Genomic DNA, 20,008 nt, shown 5'->3' with positions numbered 1-20,008 from the left:
CTATTTTTATCCTTTAAGAGATAAGAATAGCTTATTTTTTTAAATCATAGTATTTTTTTCGTTAAAACTATTTCGACAATATTTTTCAGCGTAACTTTGAAAACGTTGCACAACTGGTGGTAAAAAGTGATTTGCTTTAGTAATGGCATAAATTGGGTGGACTACTGCCTTATCTTTAATAGGTAACAGTTTCACTATCCCACTACTTAATTGTGACATATGAGGTACGATTGCAACCCCAAAGTTATAACGAACAAACCCTAAGACCGAATGATCTTCCTGAACTTCGACAGCTACTTTTGGTTTTATGTTTGCTTGATCGAATATTTTTTTGAGAAAAATTCCTAAGCCACTGTTACGCTGATAAAGTACCATAGGATATTTAGCTAGTTCGGAAAGAGTAACCTCATCTTTTTTAGCAAGAGGATGGTTAAAGGGAACAGCAGCTAATAATTCTTGATTTACTAGGTGAAATTGGTTAACTTGCGCTACCAGAGCAGGAGTTGTAGCTTTTGATGCAAAAACTAAATCAAGTTTTTCTTCTAGTAATTCTTCAATTAATTTATCTGTAATATCTTGGCTATACGAAAAAGTGATTTTCTTAGCAGTTGGATTATTTTTAAAGGTTGAAACTAACTCAGGTACTAGGTCTTGGCCCATAGTATAGGTAAATCCTAAATGAATATGTCCTTGATTAATATCATGCAATTCTGCAACGTATTCATTGCCCTTTTTTAAGGCATCTAGGCTTGCTTCTACGTGCTTTAAATAGATGCGACCATAATTGGTTAACTTAATATTACGACCTTCTTTTTCAAATAATGGCACTCCTAATTCATCTTCAATACTGTTAATTGCATATGAAAGAGAAGGTTGGGAGATACCTAAAGATTCTGCAGCTCGTGCCATGTGTTCAGTATGAGCTAATTCTACAAAGAATTCCAAGTGTCTTAAATTCATAAAATTTCTCCTCGAATTTACAGGATAAATAATAAACTGTCTTTATTGATAAATTGAACTAGTTTTATTTATTGCTTACTTTGAAAACGATACCATAAAAAGTGAATTGAGAACATATTAACAAAGATTTTTATTAAGGAGATTTTAATTATGACAAATAAAATAACTGGTGTAAATGGTCCTATTAATGGTTGGCTTGATGGTCATACCTACTTAATTGGTTTGATGGCTTACCCAATCCGCCACTCAATGTCTCCAACAATGCACAATAATGCTTTTGCAAAATTAGGTTTAAACTTTACTTACCTTTGCTTTGAAATTGATAACAAGAAGTTACCTAAGGCAGTTGAAGCTATTAGAACTTTGGATATGCGTGGTTCAAATGTTTCTATGCCTAATAAAAAAGAAGTTATTAAATACTTAGATAAATTATCTCCAGCTTCAGAAATGTGTGATGCTGTAAACACTATTGTTAACGATAATGGCGTTTTAACAGGCTACACTACTGACGGAATTGGCTTTATGAAGAGCTTGGAAGATGAAGGTATTGATATCCGTGGTAAGAAGATGTGTTTAGCTGGTGCTGGCGGTGCCGCAACTCCAATTGCTGTTCAAGCTGCTCTTGATGGTGTTAGTGAAATTGAAATTTTTAACCTTAACGATGATAAATGGTCTCAAGCTGAAAAGAATGTGAAGACAATCAATGAAAAGACTAACTGTAAGGCTAGTTTACACCACTTGGAAGACAAAGATGACTTCAAGCGTGCCATTAGTGAATGCGACATCTATTGTGATGCAACAGGTGTTGGGATGAAGCCTCTTGAAGATATGACTTTAGTTGAAGATCCTAGTTGGTTCCACGAAGATATGACTGTCTTTGACACCGTTTATGCTCCAAGAACTACTAAGCTAATGAAAGTCGCTCAAAAAGCTGGTGTAAAGCATGTTTTAAATGGTATCGGCATGATGATTGAACAAGGGGCTGCCGCATTTAAGCTTTGGACTGGTGAAGACATGCCAACTGATTATATTCGTCAAGTTATTTTTGAAAATGATGCTAAAGATAATAATTAAAAGCTATTATTTTACTGAGTAGATATGGGGATAGTTATGAAGAATAAATATACACCTACGGCCCTAGCGCTTTATTTCAATTATTTTGTTCATGGGATGGGCGTTATTATCCTGTCTCAAAATGCAGCTAATTTGGCTCACCAATGGGGAACTACGGAAACTGGTGCTCTTGCAGTAGTTTCTTCATTAGGAATTGGACGAATTATAAATCTTTTAGCTTCAGGAGTTTTATCTGATAAATTTGGGAGAAAACCATTTGTTCAATTAGGAATTGTTACTTATTTTATTTTCTTTGTTGGCATTTTAATGTCACCGAATACGGTTATTGCGTATATTCTAGGAATTTTAGCAGGAATGGCTAATTCGTTCCTTGATACCGGTACTTATCCAGGTTTGATGGAAATTTATCCAAATTCTAAAGGAACTTCTAATGTTGTATTAAAGGCATTTATTAGTGCAGGGCAATTTTTCTTACCCTTTATTGTTAGCTTTTTAGCAGCTGCACATATGTGGTATGGATGGTCATTTTTAATTCCAGCAACTATTTTGGTGCTTACTTTTCTTTATTTCATGTTTGGTGGAGCTTTCCCAGACTCAAATTCAACTAATAAAACTGTTGAAGAAAAGATAACTGATAATAATGTAAAAACTAATTTATGGTTAGATGGCACTTTATTTATTATTTATGGATATATTTCACAAGCAACCTTTTATTTGGTAAGCCAGATGCTTACACAATATGGTCAAAAAATAGGTAATCTTTCGCAAGTAACAGCTCACTCATTAGTTAGTTGGTATTCTTTAGGATCAATTATTTGTGTGCTAACTACTGCTGTTTTGGGTAAGAAATTTAGTGAAATTCAATTTGTTCCTATTTACACTTTAGGTGCATTTATTTCATTAGCCCTAATGTGGTTATATCCTACTAATGCTAGTTTGATGATTATTTTATCGATATTGGTTGGATTTTTTGCTGCAGGTGGTGTAATGCAATTAGCATTAACAGTCATGGCTGAATTTTTCCCTGCTGGTAAAGGAACAGTTACAGGTTTCTTTTATACAGCAGGTTCAATTGCATCATTTACGATACCTTTAGCAATTAATTGGATTGGAAACATGCGAAATGTGATGCTTTTTGATGTGATTATTGCATTAATTGGATTTATTGATACTAGTATGATTGCTATGCGGTATAAAAAGATGTTTGGCAAATTAGGAAAGTAGGAAGTATTATGGCGACTGTAAAAATTAGAAATGTGGTTTTAGGTGAAGGATTACCTAAAATAGCCGTACCTAATGTCGGAAGGACAAGGGAAGAAATTATATCTGCAGCTAAAGAAATTATACAGGCTAAGCCAGATTTGATGGAGTGGCGGATTGATTATTTTGAAGCAGGTATAAATAATTTTGATACATTGAAAATGGTAGCCCAAGAACTTCGTAAGGTTATGGAAGAAATACCTATTTTAATAACTTTCAGAACCAAAAACGAAGGTGGAGTATTATCATTACCTGAAGAAAGATATTTATCTTTGCTTAATCAAATTATTGTAAATAGGTTAGGTGATGCTGTTGATATTGAACTCTTCCATGATGAAGATACAGTTAAACGGTTAGTTAAAGTGGCGCATCAATATAATGTAATTGTAGTTATGAGCAATCATGATTTTGATAAAGTACCTAGTAAAGATATAATCGAATTTAGATTGAAAAAGATGGCCGAATTAGGTGCTGATATCCCTAAATTTGCATGTATGCCACATTCAAGCATGGATGTTTTAACTTTATTGATGGCTACTACAGTTGTAAATGAAACTATTTCTAATCCAATCATTACAATGGCAATGGGGGATTTAGGAAAAGTCAGTCGGATAGCTGGACAGGTATTTGGATCAAGTTTATCATTTGGTGCTGTTGGTCAGACATCTGCTCCAGGTCAATTAACTATTTCTGATTTGAGAAATGCTGAGAAGTATTTAGAATTACATTAATAATGCATAAAAAACCGTTAAAGCAAGGCTTTAACGGTTTTGTTTTTATTTTTTATAATATTCTTTGATATAAGCAAGTATTCGTTTAGTTGCGGGAGATAAAAAGTGATCTTTCTTAGTTGCTACATAAACTGGATTAATAGCAGCATCACTATCAATATCTAGAAATTTTATTTTGTGTTGATTAATTAGTTCACTTTTAGGCACAATGGCAACGCCAAAATCTGAATTTACAAAGTTCATTATAGGTGCCGTATCTGCCAAAACCATTGAAATATTAGGTTCTATCCCGGCTCTTTCAAAGAAAGTATCAATATTTTGTCTTAAACAGTTGACGTGGGGATATGTAATCAATGGATATGAAGCAAGGTCATTAACACTGATTTTATCTTGATTAGCTAATGGACTATTAACAGAAACAGCTAAATATAGCTGTTGATCAAATAAATGAGTTAGATTCACTGCTTCTAAATCATCAGGATTAGCTACAATTGCTAAGTCTACTTTTTCATCTAGTAGTTTTTTGATAATAATTGATGTGATATCTTGTTCAAAGTAAAAACTGATATGTTGTTCAGGATTTTCATGTTTAAAGTTATTTACTATTACAGGTGCTACTTCACGTGCTGCGGATGAAAAACCGAAACGAACAGTTCCACTATTAGTATCAACTAATTCACTAATATAAGTGTTTCCCTTACTAAAATCTGCTAAGCCAGCTTTGACATATCTTAAATATATTTCTCCATATTTACTTAACTTAATATTACGTCCATCTTTTTCAAATAATGGCACACCTAATTCTTTTTCGATACTGCTAATTGCATATGACAAAGATGGCTGCGTTATACCTAAATTTTCAGCAGCTTTTGCCATATGTTCAGTATGTGCTAGTTCAACGAAAAACTCTAAATGACGTAAATTCATTGAAAAAATCCACTCTTTCTATGAAATCCCTAATACCCTCTCTATGAATATAAAATAAAATAACTAATTATGCAATAGTGTTATATTTAAATAACAAAAAATGTTTACTAAAAAAGAAGCCCTATAACTATATTGATAGAGCTTCTTTTTGGAGAATTGTTTACTTAATTGTCATAAACGATTACTGCTTCATGCATTTCAACAGCATCCCAAACCTTTTTTATTTCACTAGGTCGAATATTTACACAACCATGGGAGCCACCTTTTAGATAGGCAGTCTTTGACCAATCAGTTCGCCAGCTAGCATCGTGTAGTCCACAACCACTTAAAGTAAATGGCATCCAGTAACTTACTTTAGATGAATAACTTGAGCCATCATCATTAGTACCTGTTAAAGTACTTGGTGATTGTTTGTATTCAATGTACCAAACACCAGTTGGAGTAGCATCAGAAGATCCGGAACTAGTTTGAGCAGTTCCAGTTACTACATCATTCAAAGTCACAGCCACTACACCATTTTTAATAATCCATAATTTTTGTTCTTTGATAGAAACTACTACATAATTTTTACCTAAGCCATTATTAGTTGTTGTGTATCCAGTACCATAAGTACTATAGCCTTTACCATAAATGTAATTAGAACCATCTATGGTGGTATCTCCGTTGCTTAGAGCTTTTTCAATTGCAGGAATAGCTGTTTTAGTATTAATGCCCCATCCGTAAGATTTATTAGTTACAGTAATTGTCTTTCCATTAGGAGTTGTAAATGAATATGATTTATCTAAAGTTGAGACTTCTGAGTTGATTTGGGACAATTTGGCAGATAAAGCAGAAGTATCAGTAAAGTGGAATTGGCCACCATAGTATTCAACTGTCTTAAATAAGTTCTTTGCTTCAAGTGAGAAATCTTTTCCCCCAACTTTATAAGTTGTTTTGGCATTGTAAAATTCGGATAATTTCTTTTTTGCTTCTTTTAAGGTGTTATCAGCAAAATTCCATTTCTTATCTGATGGAAGAGAAGTATGCTGTTTATTGAAATATTTAGTAACAGTTTTTTTATCTGTTACTTGAATACCATCTAATTTCATGCTGGTAATTTTACCATCAGTCATTGTTGCAGCTGTTTTAGCGTTTTTGTTAATTTTAGTAACAGCCTGATTGATTGTTAATCCACCAACTTTAACGCCAAATATTTTTACATTTTTATTAAAATGTTTGCTTGTGTACTTTAGTGTAGCTTGTCGCTGCTCTTCGATATGATTGTGATAGATAAAACCACCAAACAAAGAAAGGATAACAATTGCAGAAAAAAGAGAAACGAGTATCTTATTTTTTTTAAACCAATTATCTGCAGTATTTTTTGAATGTTTTCCAGTCAAAATTTTTTCGCCACCTATTTAAATTTGAATATATTTTACCAAAAAAAGCATTCTATTGCTAAAATGTTGCACTTTTTTGGTATTATCTAATTAACAGCTTTTTATTAAGTTAAGGAGAAAAAATAATGGGAAAAATCAATCGTTTTTATGATACATTTCACCCTAATCATTATGATTTATTCATTAATGTAAATCGGGCCGATAAAAAAATAAATGGTACTTCAACTATTGCTGGTGAAGCATTATCTAAAGAAATATCTGTTCATCAAAAGTTTATGAGCATTAGTAAGGTAACTCAAGATGGCGAAGCAGTACCTTTTGAAGTAGATGAAAAAGCTGAAGCAATTAAAATTACATTAGCTAAAGCCGGCAATACTACTATCAGCATTGACTATAGTGCACCGCTTACTGATACAATGATGGGTATTTATCCATCGTATTACCAACTAAATGGCAAAAAAGAAGAAATTATTGGTACTCAATTTGAAACGACTTTTGCTAGACAAGCCTTTCCATGTATTGATGAACCAGAAGCAAAAGCTACTTTTAGTTTAGCTCTTAAATTTGACGAGCATGAAGGTGAAACCGCTCTTGCTAACATGCCAGAAATTAAATGTGAAGATGGCGTTCACTATTTTGAAAAGACTGTAAAGATGTCAACTTATCTAGTGGCCTTTGCCTTTGGTGATTTGCAATCTAAGATGACAGAAACTAAGAGTGGCGTTAAAGTTGGTGTGTTTGCAACTAAGGCACACAAGGCCAAAGAATTAGACTTTGCCTTGGATATTGCTAAGCGTGCAATTGAATTTTATGAAGATTTCTACCAAACACCGTATCCATTACCACATTCATGGCAATTAGCGCTACCAGATTTTAGTGCTGGTGCAATGGAAAACTGGGGCTTGGTAACTTATCGTGAAGCTTACTTGTTGCTAGATCCAGACAACACTCCACTTGATATGAAGAAGCTAGTGGCAACTGTTATTACGCACGAACTTGCTCACCAATGGTTTGGTGACCTAGTAACCATGAAGTGGTGGGATAATTTATGGCTTAACGAAAGTTTTGCTAATATGATGGAATACTTATCACTTGATCACTTGGAACCTAACTGGAATGTTTGGGAAATGTTCCAATCTTCTGAAGCTCCAGCAGCTTTGACAAGAGATGCAACTGATGGTGTTCAATCGGTTTATGTTGAAGTTAAAGATCCAGCAGAGATTGATACTTTATTCGATGGTGCCATTGTTTATGCTAAAGGTTCTAGAATGCTAGTAATGGTACGAGCACTTTTAGGCGATAAGGCTTTACAAAAAGGACTTAAGTACTACTTTGACCATCACAAATTTGGTAATACTACTGGGGATGACTTATGGAATGCCTTGTCAACTGCAACTGATTTGAATATTGCAGAAATTATGCACTCATGGCTCAATCAACCAGGTTATCCTGTAGTGAATGCTTTTGTTGAAGATGGCCACTTGAAGTTAGCGCAAAAGCAATTCTTTGTTGGTGAAGGTGAAGATAAGGGCAGAACTTGGCAAATTCCATTAAATGCCAACTTTGAAGCACCAGCTATTATGACTGAAAAAGAATTAGACTTGGGTGATTACAAGACTTTACGTGAAAAAGCGGGTCATGCATTAAGAATTAATGTTGGCAATACTACTCACTGTGTTGTTAAGTACGATGAAACTTTAATGAATGATATTCTAGCAGAAGTAGAAGATTTAGATTCAATTAGTAAGTTACAACTTCTTCAAGATTTACGCTTACTTAGTGAAGGTCGCGAAAGTTCATATGCTGAAGTTGTTCCTTTACTTGATAAACTTAAAGATTCTAAGTCAAACCTTGTAAATAATGCAATTTACACTACAGCTAGAAAGTTACGTCAGTTTGTAACTCCAGATTCAGATGCTGAAAACTACTTGAAGCAGTTCTACAACCGCTTAAGTGAAGAACAAGTTAAGAGATTGGGTTGGGATGTAAAACCTGATGAAAGTGATGAAGATAAGTTAACTCGTCCATACGTTTTAAGCGCAAGTCTTTATGGAGGAAATATTGATTCAGTTCGTGCAGCACACAAGCTTTACCAAGATCATGAAGATGACTTAGAAAGTTTAAATGCGGATGTTCGTCCATATGTTTTAATTAACGAAGTAAAGAATTGTGGCTCAAGTGCATTAACTGATAAGTTAATTAATCTTTACCAAACTACTAGTGATGCAAGCTTTAAGAGTGATTTAACTGCTGCAATTACTTCATCTAAGAGTGAAAGTGAACTTGAAAAAGTGGTTTCTTACTTTAAGAATGCTGATATTGTTAAGCCACAAGATTTACGTGGTTGGTTTGCAAGTGTCTTAAATAATAAGCTAGGTGAACAACTTGCCTGGGATTGGATTAGAAATGAATGGGCATGGCTGGATAAGACTGTTGGTGGTGACATGGAATTCACTACGTTCATTACAGTAATTGCGAGAAACTTTAAGACAGCTAAGCGCCTTGAGGAATTTAAGGCATTCTTTGAACCTAAACTTGATCAACCAATGTTAACTCGTGAAATTAAGATGGATACTAAGGTTATTGAAACTCGTGTTGAATTAGTTGAAGCTGAAAAAGTTAAGGTTAATCAAGCAGTTAAAAATTTATTTATAGAAGAATAAAAGAGAGGCGCTAGATGCGCCTCTCTTTTTTATGTTTAAAATTGTGTTTCTTTAATATCATCTTCAGGACGGTGCTTCATAATTCTTAAAACACGCCACTTGTAGTCAATACCATCCGGATAAGGTGATAATTCTACTGTTACTTCCTTATTTTGAAAACTAAAGGGTAGTTCAACTCTTTCATCAATCCATTCAGCTCGCATTGGCTTATGATCGAATCCTTCAACTTTAATAGTTTTAGGTAATGGAGACTTAATAAAAACATATACTTGATATTTTGCATGACGATTTTCGCAAATAAAAGAATTAGAGTCTGCTGTTTTTAAAGTGCTTTTACCACTTTCATTATAGGCGTGACCAAACCAGTGCATCCAATCATTAAGTAAAGTTAGTGCTGCTTTTTGTTCATCAAGTAAATCACCTATTTCGTCCAATTCTACATTAAAAACTGCATGTTGTTCATTACGTTTAAAATTGATTAACTCATCAATTGCATTAGCACTAGTTAAGTCAATGCCATGTGCATTAACCAATTCAATAGTATAGTCTTTGCAAGCTTCCTTATATGGAGCTAAATCATTAGCTCCCTCAACACTAATAGCACGAGCGCCGATATTTCTTGCTAAACGGACTATTTTTTGTGCATTAGCATTGGCATTTACTTTGAAATTTAAAATAATTCCATAATCTGGATTCACTTTTTAAGCCCTCCCTTAGGTATTCATTTATATTTTACCGTATAATTGCAGTAAGGAGAAATTTTAGCATTCTCCACATATTAAAAAAGGAAAGATAGTCATATGAAAACTATTATTTCACCAGCTAAAAAGATGGTAGTTAATCAAGAAAGTTTTTTAGCAAAGACTAAGCCGGATTTTCTTGAACAGGCTAAAATTTTAGCTGATTTTTTAAAGAGGCAAGAAGCAGATAGATTAAAGCAAATCTGGGAAGCAAGCGACAAGATAGTGCAAGAGGGAATATCTCAGTTAAAAACCATGGATTTAGAGAATGCAAGAACTCCAGCAATTGTTTCATATGGAGGAATTCAGTATCAATACATGGCTCCAGACTTGTTTACTGAACCTGCCTTAATTTATATATAAAAAAATTTACGAATTCTTTCTGGTTTATATGGTGTCTTACGTCCTTTTGATGCAGTTAGCCCATATCGGTTAGAATTAAAAAATAAGCTGATAGGTTTTAAGGATTATAGCTTGTATCATTTTTGGGATAGTTTAATTCATGATAAATTATTCGAAGATGATGATACAGTTGTTAATTTAGCTTCTAAAGAATACGCTAGAGCAGTAATACCATATTTACATGAAGGAGAAAAATTTATAACAGTTGATTTTTTAGAAAAAAGAAAAGATCAATGGAAAATGATTGGGACACATGCAAAAATGAGTCGAGGAGAAATGGTGCGATGGATTGGTGAAAACCAAATAAAAACGCCTGAAGAACTTCAAGCGTTTAGTGATTTTGGATATAAATTTGATGAATTAACTTCAAGCGCTGATAAATATATTTTTAAAACGCAGTATGATTTTAAAAGACACTAAAATCAGGTTTTAAAAAGTCCGCCGTTAAATCACTGGCAATGTTTTGATATGTGTCACTAAAGCGATGATCGGCACCATTTATAAAATGCAATTCGCTATTTTGGTAAATAGCTTGGTATTTTTCAACATATTTAGCAGGGACTACTTGGTCATTGGTACCATGAATTAAACTAACTGGACCACAATAATTTTGAGCTATTTCATAAATTGGAAGATTTTGAGCAACACGTAAGTAGAAACCACCTAAGTTTTTGTTTCTAAAAGGCACAGAATCTGGAATCTTTTTTGGATTATAAGATACTCCTTGAGTATTGCCTTTTAGGGCATCATCTTTTAAACAGGCTGCTGGAGCTAGTAAAACCACCTTTTTTATTAAATCAGGATAAAGGCCAGCAAGCATAGATGCAACTACTCCCCCTTGAGAGAGACCAACTAAGTAAATATGGTTAACATGAGGGTCAGATTTTACATAAGATAATATTGCGTTGGCATCTTCAATTTCGTTCCAGACTGTCATATTTTCGAAAGCACCATCACTATCACCATGCCCATTAAAATCGAATCTAATACTGGCAACATTTTCATCGCGCAATTTGTTTGCGATTTCTTTAATTAATGCCGTATTTCGATTGGCTGTAAAACCGTGCATAATAATGGCTAAATCGTATTTTTCACCAAAGGGATCTTCCCGTTCACAGACTAAATTTAAGCCATCGCGTTGGATTGTGAAAATTGACATTATAGTCCCTCCTTCTCTTATAACTTTATTTTAGCGCTTTTAGTTCGAATAGTAACAACTAGAAAGGAAATAATATGAAATTAACATTTATTAGACATGGACAAACAGACTTAAATAAGGATAATCGTATTCAAGGTGGAGAAATTGACCAGCCATTAAACGAAACGGGAATTAAGCAAGCGACAGTTGCAGCTAGTCATTTTAATCCAGAAAAATATGATTTAGTCTTCTCAAGTCCTTTGCAAAGAGCCAAAAAAACAGCAGAAATCTTTGTTAAGGGGAAAAAGGAAATTAATTTTGATGAGCGAATTAAAGAAATGGATTTTGGCGAATGGGATACATTAAAAGTTGACGACTTAATTAAAAAATATCCTAAGGGCTTCAATCAAGCAAGATATGTAACTAATGGATATTTAAGATATGCTCCAAGTGGTGAAAGTTTTGAGGATGTCGCAAGACGTGGAAGTGAATTTATTGATGAATTGATTTCTAAATATCCAGATAAAAATATTTTAGTTGTATGCCATGGAACGTTAATTAAAACCTTAGTAGCCCACTATTTTTCTAATGGAAATTTAGAAGTTTTTGAGCAAGTTGATAATTGTGCAATTAGTGAATTCGAGATGACTGAAAAGTTAGCTAAAGTTATTCGCTATAACCAAATTTTATATTAGTAGAAAGAGCGAGATGCTCTTTTTTTATGTTAAAATATTGACATGGTGTCACAATAGGTTAAAATATTATTTGCAAGTGACATTATGTCACTTGATAGAGAGAGTAAAAGATAAAGATATGGTAAAGTCGACTTTTCAAAATTTGAATCAAGAAAAAAAGAAGCGAGTGACTGATGCGCTGATAACTGAATTTAGTTCTTATTCATTGGCTGATGCCCAGGTGGCTAGAATTGTTAAAAGTAGTGGAATAGCACGGGGGGCTTTTTACAAGTATTTTGATGATTTAACTGATGCATATGAATATGTTTACCAATTAGCGATGAAAGATATTCATGCTGGCTTAAAACCAAGTAAAGCGTTTGATGTGGAACTTTTGTATAAAACAACTGCTGATTTTGTGGGAAAGTCAGAAAAAAGTCCATATTTAGCTTTGATAAAACTTCATTTAAGTAAAAATGAAGCAATGCTGACTCATGATTTTAAACAAAAAGCAGTCAGATTAAAAGATCTTGATGTTAAAACTTGGTCAGCAATGGTGTTGAGTCATGAAACTATTAAGCTCGTTTTATTTGATCCTGATCATAAGAATATTTATCTTGAACGTTTTAAACACAGTTTAAAGTTGTTAAATGAGGAAGGTTAAGTATGTATTTAGCTTTTAAAGAAATAAAAAAAGAAAAACTCAGATATGGTCTGATAGTTTTTATGATTTTTTTAATCAGCTATTTGATATTTATTTTAAGTGGTTTGGCTTTTGGACTAGCTTCAGAAAATACACAAGCTATTTATGCTTGGCAAACTAAAAAAGTTATTTTAAATCAAAATAGTAATGTTAGTTTAAGTCAATCATTGATAACCAAGCAGGATGTACCTAAAAAATTGTCAACTAATGAAGCGCTTGTCGGACAGACTCCATTAGTCATAAAAAATAAAAAGAAATCTACAGTATCAGCTCAATTTATTGGGATAAAAGCTAATCAATATATCTATAAGAATTTAGCAATTACAGCTGGTCGAAAAGCTAAAAATAGTAATGAAGTTGTAGTTAGTCAAACACTAAAAAATAAGGGCTATAAGTTAGGAGATAAGTTAACACTTAATGGTTCAACTGACCAATACAAAATTGTAGGCTTTGCTAAAGATGCAATGATTAATATTGCTCCAATTATTTATGGAAATCTAGCAACTTGGCGCAAATTACGTAGTGTAAATAATGAAGTTGTTGCTAGTGGGATAATTTCTAAAAGTAGCAATTTTAAAGTTAATAGTAAAAACCTTAAAGTATATGAATTGAAAACTTTTCTAAATAAGTTGCCTGGTTATAGTGCTCAAAATTTGACTTTCGGTCTAATGATTGGCTTTTTATTTATAATTTCTTTAATTATTGTTGCAGTATTTTTGTATATCTTAACCATGCAAAAATTACCTAATTTTGCAGTGATGAGAGCACAAGGTATTCCAAGCAAGACTTTGATAGGTTTTACTGTTAGTCAATCATTCATCTTGGTTTTATTCGCTAGTTTGCTTGCGCTAATTTTGATGGAGTTAACTGTATTTGCTTTACCAGCAGCAGTGCCAATGAAGTTTTCGCCATCAATTGCTATCGCAGGTTTACTAGGGATGCTAATTATGGGGATTATTGGTAGTTTAATTCCAGTACGGAGCATTTTAAAAGTTGATCCAACAATGGCAATTGGGGGTTAAATGATGAGTACAATTGAATTAAAAAATATCAAGAAAATTTATGGGTCAGGTAATGCGCAAACAATTGCTTTAAAAGGGGTTGATTTTGAAGCAGAAAAAGGCGAAGTAGTACTATTAGAAGGGCCAAGTGGTGCAGGTAAGTCTACTCTTTTAACTATTATGGGAAGTTTGCAAAAAGCAAGTAGTGGGACAATTTTATTTAATGGAGAAAATATTACTAAGTTCAGTGATAAGCAAAGAGATAATTTACGGTTAAATAAAATTGGTTTTGTTTTGCAAGCTTATAACTTGGTACCTTTTTTAAAGGTTAAAGAACAATTTGAATTAGTTGATCGAGTAAAAAAAGCAGGAAACTTATCATCTGATGAGCTAACAGATTTAGTTAAATTGTTAGGAATTGATCAGCTACTTAACAAATACCCTAATGAACTCTCAGGTGGGCAAATGCAAAGGGTGGCGATTGCTAGAGCTTTATATGCCAATCCACAAGTGGTTTTGGCTGATGAACCGACAGCTTCGCTTGATAGTGACAGAGTTAAAGAAGTAGGAGCTTTATTCCAGAAGTTAGCTAAAGAGCAAGGAAAAGCAGTCATTTTAGTTACACATGATCAACGTTTGGAAGCTTATAGTGATCATACTTATGATATGTTAGATGGAAAGTTAACCAAAAGAAAATAAAACAGGTCCGGTTTTCCGGACCTGTTTTGATTTGAACTATTATAAATTGGGATCCATAGTAAAACTAAGAGGTGAGCTTGCTGTTTGCTTAGTAACTAATTGAGCAATTAAAGTTTGATAATTTTTAATTGCTAAATTTGCCATCTTTTCATTTGCTTCGTCGACTAATTCAATTTCTTTTTCACGGTCACTAATGGTAAGTAACTTTTGATCATATTCATGACGAATTTGCATCAATTCTTTACTGGTATTGTCTTGGGTTGTTGATAAATCTTTACCATATTTACCCCAATCGCGGTCTGCTAATACGCTAGCTAGTTTAAATACCCAATATGCAGAATCACTTGAATATGTTTCAGTTCCTTTATCCCACATAGCAGGAGTTTTAGTGCCTTGTGGATAGAAAGGTACATAAACTCCTTGAGAAGTAATCCCCATGCAGAGCCATTGTGTCATGCTTTCACCATTGAGTTCAAGAAGGTGACTTTCTTGAGTAGTGGCTACACTGATAGGTCTAAAAGTAGCATTTGAGCTATTTTTCTTATTCGTTAAATCAAATGGTGTGTTTTGATAGTGATCTTTTAGTACCCGTTGAGCATCTTGAATAGTAATTGGACGATCAGGTTTTTCTAAAAATGGCAAATAAAAGTCTTGTGGTTCTTTCTTTTTCGAAGGAGTCAATAACTTTTGTCCAGCCCATACACGTGGAGTATTGTAATGTAAGTCTGAATCATCTTGTGTTCCAAAAATTTCTCTAAAGTTAAATGGTTTATCTTTAGGCCAAAGTTTATTTTGATAAACAAAGTTTGGTAAATCAGGTGAGAAAATAAAGTTTAAATGATCAGTGAAATCCACTTCTTGAATGGCAAGTTGATTAGATACTACAGCGTAAGAATCATCAGGAATACGTTGCGCTACATAATGATGACCTGAACCAATTTCTAAGTACCAGGCTTCGTCCGGGTCTGCAAATAAAATACCATCAGCTTCTGCGGCTCCATGTTCAGTAACGATTTTACCTAGTCTTTCAACACCTTCGCGGGCTGTTTTGACATAAGGCAAAACGCAAGTAACCATGGCTTCTTCTAAAATTCCTTTTTCTGTGTCAAAAGGATCTACAGCTAGTACACGTCCGTTTGCATAAGCAGATTCAGTAGCACTCATTGCTACATGGTATTCATTAATACCATCTTCTTCAAATACACCGTATTTGTCGGTCCATTCAGGTGTACTTGAGTATGCATAACTTCTATCTGGTAAATCCATTTCAAACTTATTATCATTTGAAGAAAAATGATTATGAGCGCAAATTGTTGCTGGATTAAATTTTAAATGTTTTGGCCAAGCAGTTTTGCAATCTTCGTTACGACCGATAATAACACTACCACTAATTGAAGCTTTTTTTCCAATCAAAATGGAAGTACAAGCTGAACGTCCATGTTTTGTAATCATATTAGTCACACTTTCATTGAATGTTATATTATAATCTATTATAAGTTTTAATTAGTATTTATGAAAAGAGAGGACTTCAAAATGGAAGATAAAAGAATAACTTTAACTACAGATTATGCAAATAGTAGTATTAACATAGACTTCTCTGATAACTTAACTGATGAAGGAGAACGTGGCTACATTTTGTCGGCTTCTTTTTTATCATACGCAATCAGTGAAGGCTTATCTAAAGAGGAGATTGTTGAAATGATTTCTAATGGATATGACCAATTTACTAGCGAAAATAACTAAATAGCAATATAATTTTTAATGTAATGTAGTTTTTTCTACATAAACGTTATTTAATTGGGGTTATTCTATGGCTAGAAAAAAAGAAATTCGCCGCCAACAAATTTTAGATGTGGCGTATAATCTGGCATTAAGTGAAGGAATAGAGAGCTTAACTGCAAGAAACATTGCTCAAGCCGGTGACTTTTCAACCCAGCCCATTTATCTTGAATTTAAAAATATGGAGGATTTACGAACTCAGATTTTAGAAATCATCTCTGTAAACTTAAAGACTAAGATTTTGCAAAAGAGTTATACTGGTGGAGCTTTAATTGATTTAGATCTTTCATATATTAACTTTGCGAAAGAACATATTGATTTGTTTAGAGCTATGTTTGTTGATGGAAAGCTAGGTAGTGCCATTATTGCTGATACTTTGTTAAATTTAGGAATCGAAAAGTTTAATGAAGAATATAGTGAATATGATTTAAGCGAAAAGAAAATTAAACAAGTGGTAATGGCTAACTGGATTTCTGCAACTGGAATTGCGGCATTAATTATTAACCAAGTTGCTACATTCAGTGAAGAACAGATTATTAACGTCTTAAAAGCACAAATTTTGGATGCTATTAATAACGAAAACTTATCTGAAGTTGAAAATAATCGTATGTTTTCAACTAATGATAGAGATTAATAGGGAACGTTAATATTAACGTTCCCTTATTTTTATTGTTTATATTATCGAATTAACACTATAATAATAATATAGATTTCTGGAAAGGTGGTTTTTTTATGAAAATCCTTGCTATTGTTGGTAGTAATGCAGAAAATTCATATAATCGTAAGTTGTTACTCGTCATAAAGAAACGATTTACTAAGCATGATATTGAACTTGCTGAAATTAAAGGTTTGCCTTTATATAAAGAAGGCCAAGATACACCTCAAGTTGTTAGTGACCTAGCGGAAAAAATTGAAACCGCTGATTTGGTTTTAATTGGTTCGCCAGAACAACAACACTCTGTTACGAGTGCTTTAAAGAGTGCACTTGAATGGTTATCATCAAATCTTCATCCATTTAAAGGAAAGCCTGTATTTATTGTGGGAACATCTCCACTTGCTCAAGGTTCTGGTCGTTCACAGACTCGGTTGAAGAATATTTTAGCTGCGCCAGGTTTTTCATGCCCTGTATTTAATGGGGATGAATTTATGCTTGGCCTTGCTTCACAGGCTTTTGATGAAGATGGTTCAATTAAAGATGAACGAACACTTGAATTTCTAGATCATTTCTTTGGCGAAGTTGAAGAATGGTATGAACAAATTACGAAATAGGAGGCAATTTTGATGAAATTACTAGCTGTAGTAGGGACAAATGCTGACTTTTCATTTAACCGCTTTTTAGCTAAATATATTGCAAAAAGATATGGAGACAAGGCAGAAATTGAAGTTGCTGAAATTAATACTCTTCCACTTTTTAATCGCGAAAGTTCAGGAAATAAAAATGTTGCTGAATGGCGTGAAAAAATAAAAACAGCTGATGGAATTATTTTGACAACGCCGGAATATGATCATGCTATTCCAGCTGCTTTAAAGAGTGCACTGGAGTGGCTAGGTTCACATGCTGGGGCTGATTTAATGCATATGAAGCCAGCAATGGTTGTTGGTACTTCTTATGGTATGATGGGAGCAGCTCGTGCACAAGAAGAAGCAAGAGAAATCTTATTAGCTCCTGATATGAGTGCAAATGTTTTGCCAGGAAATGAAGTGTTAATTGGTAGAGCAGCGGATAATTTTGATAAGGCAACTGGTGATTTAACAAATCAAACTTATATTGATCAGCTTGATACTGTGATGGATAATTTTATTAAGTTTGTTGCCCAAAATCAAAAATAAGATACTTTATGAAAAGAGACAACAAGTTATTTTCATAGCTTGTAGGTCTTTTTTTTATTACAATAAAGGACTAGACTAAAACTATTAAAAAGTATTATCTAATTTGGAGCGAAAAATGCTGGGGTTTTCAATAAATTTGGGTGAGCCGTTAACTGCTCAAACTCATAACTATATTTTAAAAATGCGAAATGTTGGTTTTAAAGGAATATTTACTTCTTTACAGGCACCTGAGCAAGATAGTGAGCAGGTCTTGAAGGGATTAACTGAATTAAAAAAATGGTGCCACGATTTGGGGTTAGAGCTAGTGGGTGATATTTCTAAAACTGGGATGCAAAAACTGGGTTTAGAAACAGATATTACTAGTTTAAAAAGCTTGGGACTAACTGGCGTTAGAATTGACGCAGGTTTTGATAATGAAGAAATCGCTAAAATATCCAAGGAATTAAGAGTAGCATTAAATGCTAGTACAATTAGTGAAGAAGATGTTATTTGTCTACGTGAAAATCAAGCGAATTTTGATCATTTAGAAGCTTGGCACAATTACTATCCACGGCCTAATACTGGTCTGGATCAAGGATGGATGATTGAACGCAATAAATGGTTAAAAAATTATGGCTTTAAAGTGGTGGCATTTGCGCCTGGGGATGGGATTAAGAGAGCTCCAATTTTTGAAAGCTTACCAACTTTAGAAGAGCATCGTAATGTAAGTAGCTTTTTTGCTAGCTTAGATTTATTTGATATGGGTTTAGATCATGTTTATATTGGAGATTGCGATTTAAGTGAAGAGAGCTTTGAGCAATTTTCAGAATACTTAGATAAGAAAGCAATTTTACTTCATTTAACTAGAAAAAATAGTATATTAGTTAAACATTCTTGGCATCAACGGGCGGATTTATCAAGAGATGTTGTTAGACTAGAAGAAGGAAGAATTAGACAATTATTTTCACAAGTTGAATTGAAATCTGGAAAGCGTCCTAAAGGTACAATTACTAGTGATAATGAACGCTATTTGCGTTATGAAGGAGAACTAGAGATTACTAAAAAAGACTTACCAGAAGATGAGCGTGTGGGAATTGTTGACAAAGTAGCTGATTTTGATTTGCCATTACTAGATATAATTAATTCAAATCAAATGATTATTTTTAAGTAAGCTACATTTTGTTAAAACTAAATATTTTATAATAAGCTAAATCAAGTGTAGAATTACCGGGTAGATAACTATCCGGTTTTACTTTCGAAGGAGAATATTCGTGCAGGCAAAAGTTTTACCACTAAAAACCATTCGTAATCCTCGTGACTTAGGAGGATATTTAACCCAAGACGGTCATAAAGTAAAAATGCAAAGATTACTTAGAACCGGGAGAATTTGTAACTTATCTAGGCATGATCAACAATATCTAATTAATTATGGATTAAGAAAAGTGATAGATTTACGTTCAGAAAAAGAACGCAAACAAGATCCAGATACACTTATTTCCGGAACTAAGCATTTTAATATTTCGATTTCACCAGAAGATAATACTGAAGCTGGTACTAGTTTTGAAGACTTATTTAAAAAGTTTGATGCTAATCCAACAGCTGCTTTTGAGCATATGAGGGAAAATTATCGCTTGATGATTACACGTCCTCATAGCCAACGGGCTTTTCACCGTGTTTTAGAAGAAATGGCTAATACCCCTGAGGGTGCAATTATTTTTCATTGTTCTGAAGGAAAGGATCGGACGGGCTTAACAACCTTTTTCATTTTATATATTTTAGGTGTTGATTTAGAAACTATTAGACAAGACTATCTTTTCTCAAATTATATGCTTAATGATTATCGAGCAAGACGTGACTTAGAAGCAAAAGAAAAAGGAAGTAGCTTGGCATTTAGAGCCAATCTACGTTCGTTAGGTTCAGTAGCTGATGAATATTTAGATAATGCTATTATTACAATGTGTGAAGAGTATGGTGGCATTGATTCATATATCAAAAAGCAGTTAGCAGTTAGTGATGAATTAATTGACTTGCTTAGAAAGTTATATTTAGAATACGCGTGGTGCTAGTTA

General features: G+C 33.4%; 20 protein-coding genes and 1 pseudogene. 15 read left to right on the top strand and 6 right to left on the bottom strand.

Going from position 1 to position 20,008, the window contains the following annotated elements:
- Window positions 1-39: 39 nt before the first annotated feature.
- Window positions 40-960, bottom strand: a complete 921-nt coding sequence (locus tag ACNDLV_RS04290; protein WP_006586202.1) for a LysR family transcriptional regulator — start codon at window positions 958-960, stop codon at window positions 40-42.
- A gap of 150 nt (window positions 961-1,110) precedes the next feature.
- On the opposite strand from ACNDLV_RS04290, the gene ACNDLV_RS04285 reads away from it, so the two are divergent.
- Genes ACNDLV_RS04285 through aroD form a run of 3 tightly spaced genes read left to right on the top strand, consistent with a single transcriptional unit; the run spans window position 1,111 to window position 4,025 of the window.
- Window positions 1,111-2,034: a shikimate dehydrogenase gene (locus ACNDLV_RS04285; RefSeq protein WP_006586203.1), complete on the top strand. Its 924-nt coding sequence runs from the start codon at window positions 1,111-1,113 to the stop codon at window positions 2,032-2,034.
- Between the two features lie 36 nt (window positions 2,035-2,070).
- The gene (locus tag ACNDLV_RS04280; RefSeq protein ID WP_006587577.1) at window positions 2,071-3,258 is read left to right on the top strand and encodes an MFS transporter; all 1,188 of its coding nucleotides are present in this window, start codon (window positions 2,071-2,073) and stop codon (window positions 3,256-3,258) included.
- Window positions 3,259-3,266: 8 nt separating this feature from the next.
- Entirely contained in the window at window positions 3,267-4,025 is a 759-nt protein-coding gene (gene aroD, locus ACNDLV_RS04275; RefSeq protein ID WP_006586205.1) for a type I 3-dehydroquinate dehydratase, read from the top strand.
- A 45-nt stretch (window positions 4,026-4,070) separates the two neighbouring features.
- Here aroD and ACNDLV_RS04270 read toward each other — a convergent pair whose 3' ends face one another.
- A complete protein-coding gene (locus ACNDLV_RS04270; protein WP_006586206.1) occupies window positions 4,071-4,952 on the bottom strand; it encodes a LysR family transcriptional regulator in 882 nt (293 codons plus the stop codon).
- A 164-nt stretch (window positions 4,953-5,116) separates the two neighbouring features.
- On the bottom strand, window positions 5,117-6,331 hold the full coding sequence (locus ACNDLV_RS04265) for a L,D-transpeptidase family protein (RefSeq protein ID WP_006586207.1): 1,215 nt from the start codon (window positions 6,329-6,331) through the stop codon (window positions 5,117-5,119).
- A 125-nt stretch (window positions 6,332-6,456) separates the two neighbouring features.
- Here ACNDLV_RS04265 and ACNDLV_RS04260 point away from each other — a divergent pair, with 125 nt between their 5' ends.
- Entirely contained in the window at window positions 6,457-8,994 is a 2,538-nt protein-coding gene (locus ACNDLV_RS04260) for a M1 family metallopeptidase (RefSeq protein WP_006587578.1), read from the top strand.
- Between the two features lie 35 nt (window positions 8,995-9,029).
- Here the strand turns inward: ACNDLV_RS04260 and ACNDLV_RS04255 are convergent, their stop codons facing one another.
- The gene (locus tag ACNDLV_RS04255) at window positions 9,030-9,692 is read right to left on the bottom strand and encodes a hypothetical protein (RefSeq protein WP_006586209.1); all 663 of its coding nucleotides are present in this window, start codon (window positions 9,690-9,692) and stop codon (window positions 9,030-9,032) included.
- A gap of 102 nt (window positions 9,693-9,794) precedes the next feature.
- Here ACNDLV_RS04255 and yaaA point away from each other — a divergent pair.
- Window positions 9,795-10,556 (top strand): annotated as a pseudogene (gene yaaA / locus ACNDLV_RS04250) (peroxide stress protein YaaA).
- Here the strand turns inward: yaaA and ACNDLV_RS04245 are convergent.
- On the bottom strand, window positions 10,543-11,295 hold the full coding sequence (locus tag ACNDLV_RS04245; protein ID WP_006586212.1) for an alpha/beta hydrolase: 753 nt from the start codon (window positions 11,293-11,295) through the stop codon (window positions 10,543-10,545). The pseudogene yaaA and the gene ACNDLV_RS04245 sit on opposite strands and share 14 nt — an antisense overlap.
- Window positions 11,296-11,369: 74 nt before the next feature.
- Here ACNDLV_RS04245 and ACNDLV_RS04240 point away from each other — a divergent pair, with 74 nt between their 5' ends.
- From ACNDLV_RS04240 to ACNDLV_RS04225, 4 genes are all read left to right on the top strand, one after another.
- Window positions 11,370-11,969: a histidine phosphatase family protein gene (locus ACNDLV_RS04240; protein WP_006586213.1), complete on the top strand. Its 600-nt coding sequence runs from the start codon at window positions 11,370-11,372 to the stop codon at window positions 11,967-11,969.
- Window positions 11,970-12,087: 118 nt separating this feature from the next.
- Complete coding sequence (locus ACNDLV_RS04235) at window positions 12,088-12,612, top strand: TetR/AcrR family transcriptional regulator (RefSeq protein ID WP_006587580.1); 525 nt, start codon at window positions 12,088-12,090, stop codon at window positions 12,610-12,612.
- Window positions 12,613-12,614: 2 nt separating this feature from the next.
- Window positions 12,615-13,673 (top strand): ABC transporter permease, encoded by a 1,059-nt coding sequence (locus ACNDLV_RS04230; RefSeq protein WP_006586215.1) that lies wholly within the window; start codon window positions 12,615-12,617, stop codon window positions 13,671-13,673.
- 3 nt (window positions 13,674-13,676) lie between these two features.
- Window positions 13,677-14,351, top strand: coding sequence for an ABC transporter ATP-binding protein (locus ACNDLV_RS04225; RefSeq protein WP_022091386.1), 675 nt, complete (start codon window positions 13,677-13,679; stop codon window positions 14,349-14,351).
- Between the two features lie 39 nt (window positions 14,352-14,390).
- On the opposite strand, the gene ACNDLV_RS04220 is transcribed toward ACNDLV_RS04225, so the two are convergent.
- Window positions 14,391-15,803, bottom strand: a complete 1,413-nt coding sequence (locus ACNDLV_RS04220) for a C69 family dipeptidase (RefSeq protein WP_006586217.1) — start codon at window positions 15,801-15,803, stop codon at window positions 14,391-14,393.
- A gap of 60 nt (window positions 15,804-15,863) precedes the next feature.
- Here ACNDLV_RS04220 and ACNDLV_RS04215 point away from each other — a divergent pair, with 60 nt between their 5' ends.
- The 6 genes from ACNDLV_RS04215 (at window position 15,864) to ACNDLV_RS04190 (ending at window position 20,005) form a co-directional block, all read left to right on the top strand.
- Window positions 15,864-16,094, top strand: coding sequence for a hypothetical protein (locus ACNDLV_RS04215; protein ID WP_006586218.1), 231 nt, complete (start codon window positions 15,864-15,866; stop codon window positions 16,092-16,094).
- A 67-nt stretch (window positions 16,095-16,161) separates the two neighbouring features.
- Window positions 16,162-16,764, top strand: a complete 603-nt coding sequence (locus ACNDLV_RS04210; protein ID WP_006587581.1) for a TetR/AcrR family transcriptional regulator — start codon at window positions 16,162-16,164, stop codon at window positions 16,762-16,764.
- A 98-nt stretch (window positions 16,765-16,862) separates the two neighbouring features.
- Window positions 16,863-17,399, top strand: coding sequence for an NADPH-dependent FMN reductase (locus tag ACNDLV_RS04205; RefSeq protein WP_006586220.1), 537 nt, complete (start codon window positions 16,863-16,865; stop codon window positions 17,397-17,399).
- Window positions 17,400-17,411: 12 nt separating this feature from the next.
- A complete protein-coding gene (locus ACNDLV_RS04200) occupies window positions 17,412-17,960 on the top strand; it encodes an NADPH-dependent FMN reductase (RefSeq protein ID WP_006586221.1) in 549 nt (182 codons plus the stop codon).
- A gap of 115 nt (window positions 17,961-18,075) precedes the next feature.
- Window positions 18,076-19,110 (top strand): MupG family TIM beta-alpha barrel fold protein, encoded by a 1,035-nt coding sequence (locus ACNDLV_RS04195; protein WP_006586222.1) that lies wholly within the window; start codon window positions 18,076-18,078, stop codon window positions 19,108-19,110.
- Between the two features lie 100 nt (window positions 19,111-19,210).
- On the top strand, window positions 19,211-20,005 hold the full coding sequence (locus ACNDLV_RS04190; RefSeq protein ID WP_022091388.1) for a tyrosine-protein phosphatase: 795 nt from the start codon (window positions 19,211-19,213) through the stop codon (window positions 20,003-20,005).
- Window positions 20,006-20,008 lie beyond the last annotated feature (3 nt).

The organism is Lactobacillus fornicalis (genome assembly GCF_055362665.1).
This window is presented reverse-complemented; position numbering and strand designations above follow the sequence as displayed.

Excerpts from the sequence above, each read along its gene's own strand:
- ACNDLV_RS04220 (WP_006586217.1), bottom strand. The coding sequence starts at position 15,803 with ATGATTACAAAACATGGACGTTCAGCTTGTACTTCCATTTTGATTGGA.
- ACNDLV_RS04230 (WP_006586215.1), top strand. The coding sequence starts at position 12,615 with ATGTATTTAGCTTTTAAAGAAATAAAAAAAGAAAAACTCAGATATGGT.
- ACNDLV_RS04290 (WP_006586202.1), bottom strand. The coding sequence starts at position 960 with ATGAATTTAAGACACTTGGAATTCTTTGTAGAATTAGCTCATACTGAA.
- ACNDLV_RS04225 (WP_022091386.1), top strand. The coding sequence starts at position 13,677 with ATGAGTACAATTGAATTAAAAAATATCAAGAAAATTTATGGGTCAGGT.
- ACNDLV_RS04215 (WP_006586218.1), top strand. The coding sequence starts at position 15,864 with ATGAAAAGAGAGGACTTCAAAATGGAAGATAAAAGAATAACTTTAACT.
- ACNDLV_RS04245 (WP_006586212.1), bottom strand. The coding sequence starts at position 11,295 with ATGTCAATTTTCACAATCCAACGCGATGGCTTAAATTTAGTCTGTGAA.
- ACNDLV_RS04235 (WP_006587580.1), top strand. The coding sequence starts at position 12,088 with ATGGTAAAGTCGACTTTTCAAAATTTGAATCAAGAAAAAAAGAAGCGA.
- ACNDLV_RS04280 (WP_006587577.1), top strand. The coding sequence starts at position 2,071 with ATGAAGAATAAATATACACCTACGGCCCTAGCGCTTTATTTCAATTAT.
- aroD (WP_006586205.1), top strand. The coding sequence starts at position 3,267 with ATGGCGACTGTAAAAATTAGAAATGTGGTTTTAGGTGAAGGATTACCT.
- ACNDLV_RS04195 (WP_006586222.1), top strand. The coding sequence starts at position 18,076 with ATGCTGGGGTTTTCAATAAATTTGGGTGAGCCGTTAACTGCTCAAACT.
- ACNDLV_RS04260 (WP_006587578.1), top strand. The coding sequence starts at position 6,457 with ATGGGAAAAATCAATCGTTTTTATGATACATTTCACCCTAATCATTAT.
- ACNDLV_RS04240 (WP_006586213.1), top strand. The coding sequence starts at position 11,370 with ATGAAATTAACATTTATTAGACATGGACAAACAGACTTAAATAAGGAT.
- ACNDLV_RS04210 (WP_006587581.1), top strand. The coding sequence starts at position 16,162 with ATGGCTAGAAAAAAAGAAATTCGCCGCCAACAAATTTTAGATGTGGCG.
- ACNDLV_RS04285 (WP_006586203.1), top strand. The coding sequence starts at position 1,111 with ATGACAAATAAAATAACTGGTGTAAATGGTCCTATTAATGGTTGGCTT.
- ACNDLV_RS04200 (WP_006586221.1), top strand. The coding sequence starts at position 17,412 with ATGAAATTACTAGCTGTAGTAGGGACAAATGCTGACTTTTCATTTAAC.
- ACNDLV_RS04270 (WP_006586206.1), bottom strand. The coding sequence starts at position 4,952 with ATGAATTTACGTCATTTAGAGTTTTTCGTTGAACTAGCACATACTGAA.
- ACNDLV_RS04205 (WP_006586220.1), top strand. The coding sequence starts at position 16,863 with ATGAAAATCCTTGCTATTGTTGGTAGTAATGCAGAAAATTCATATAAT.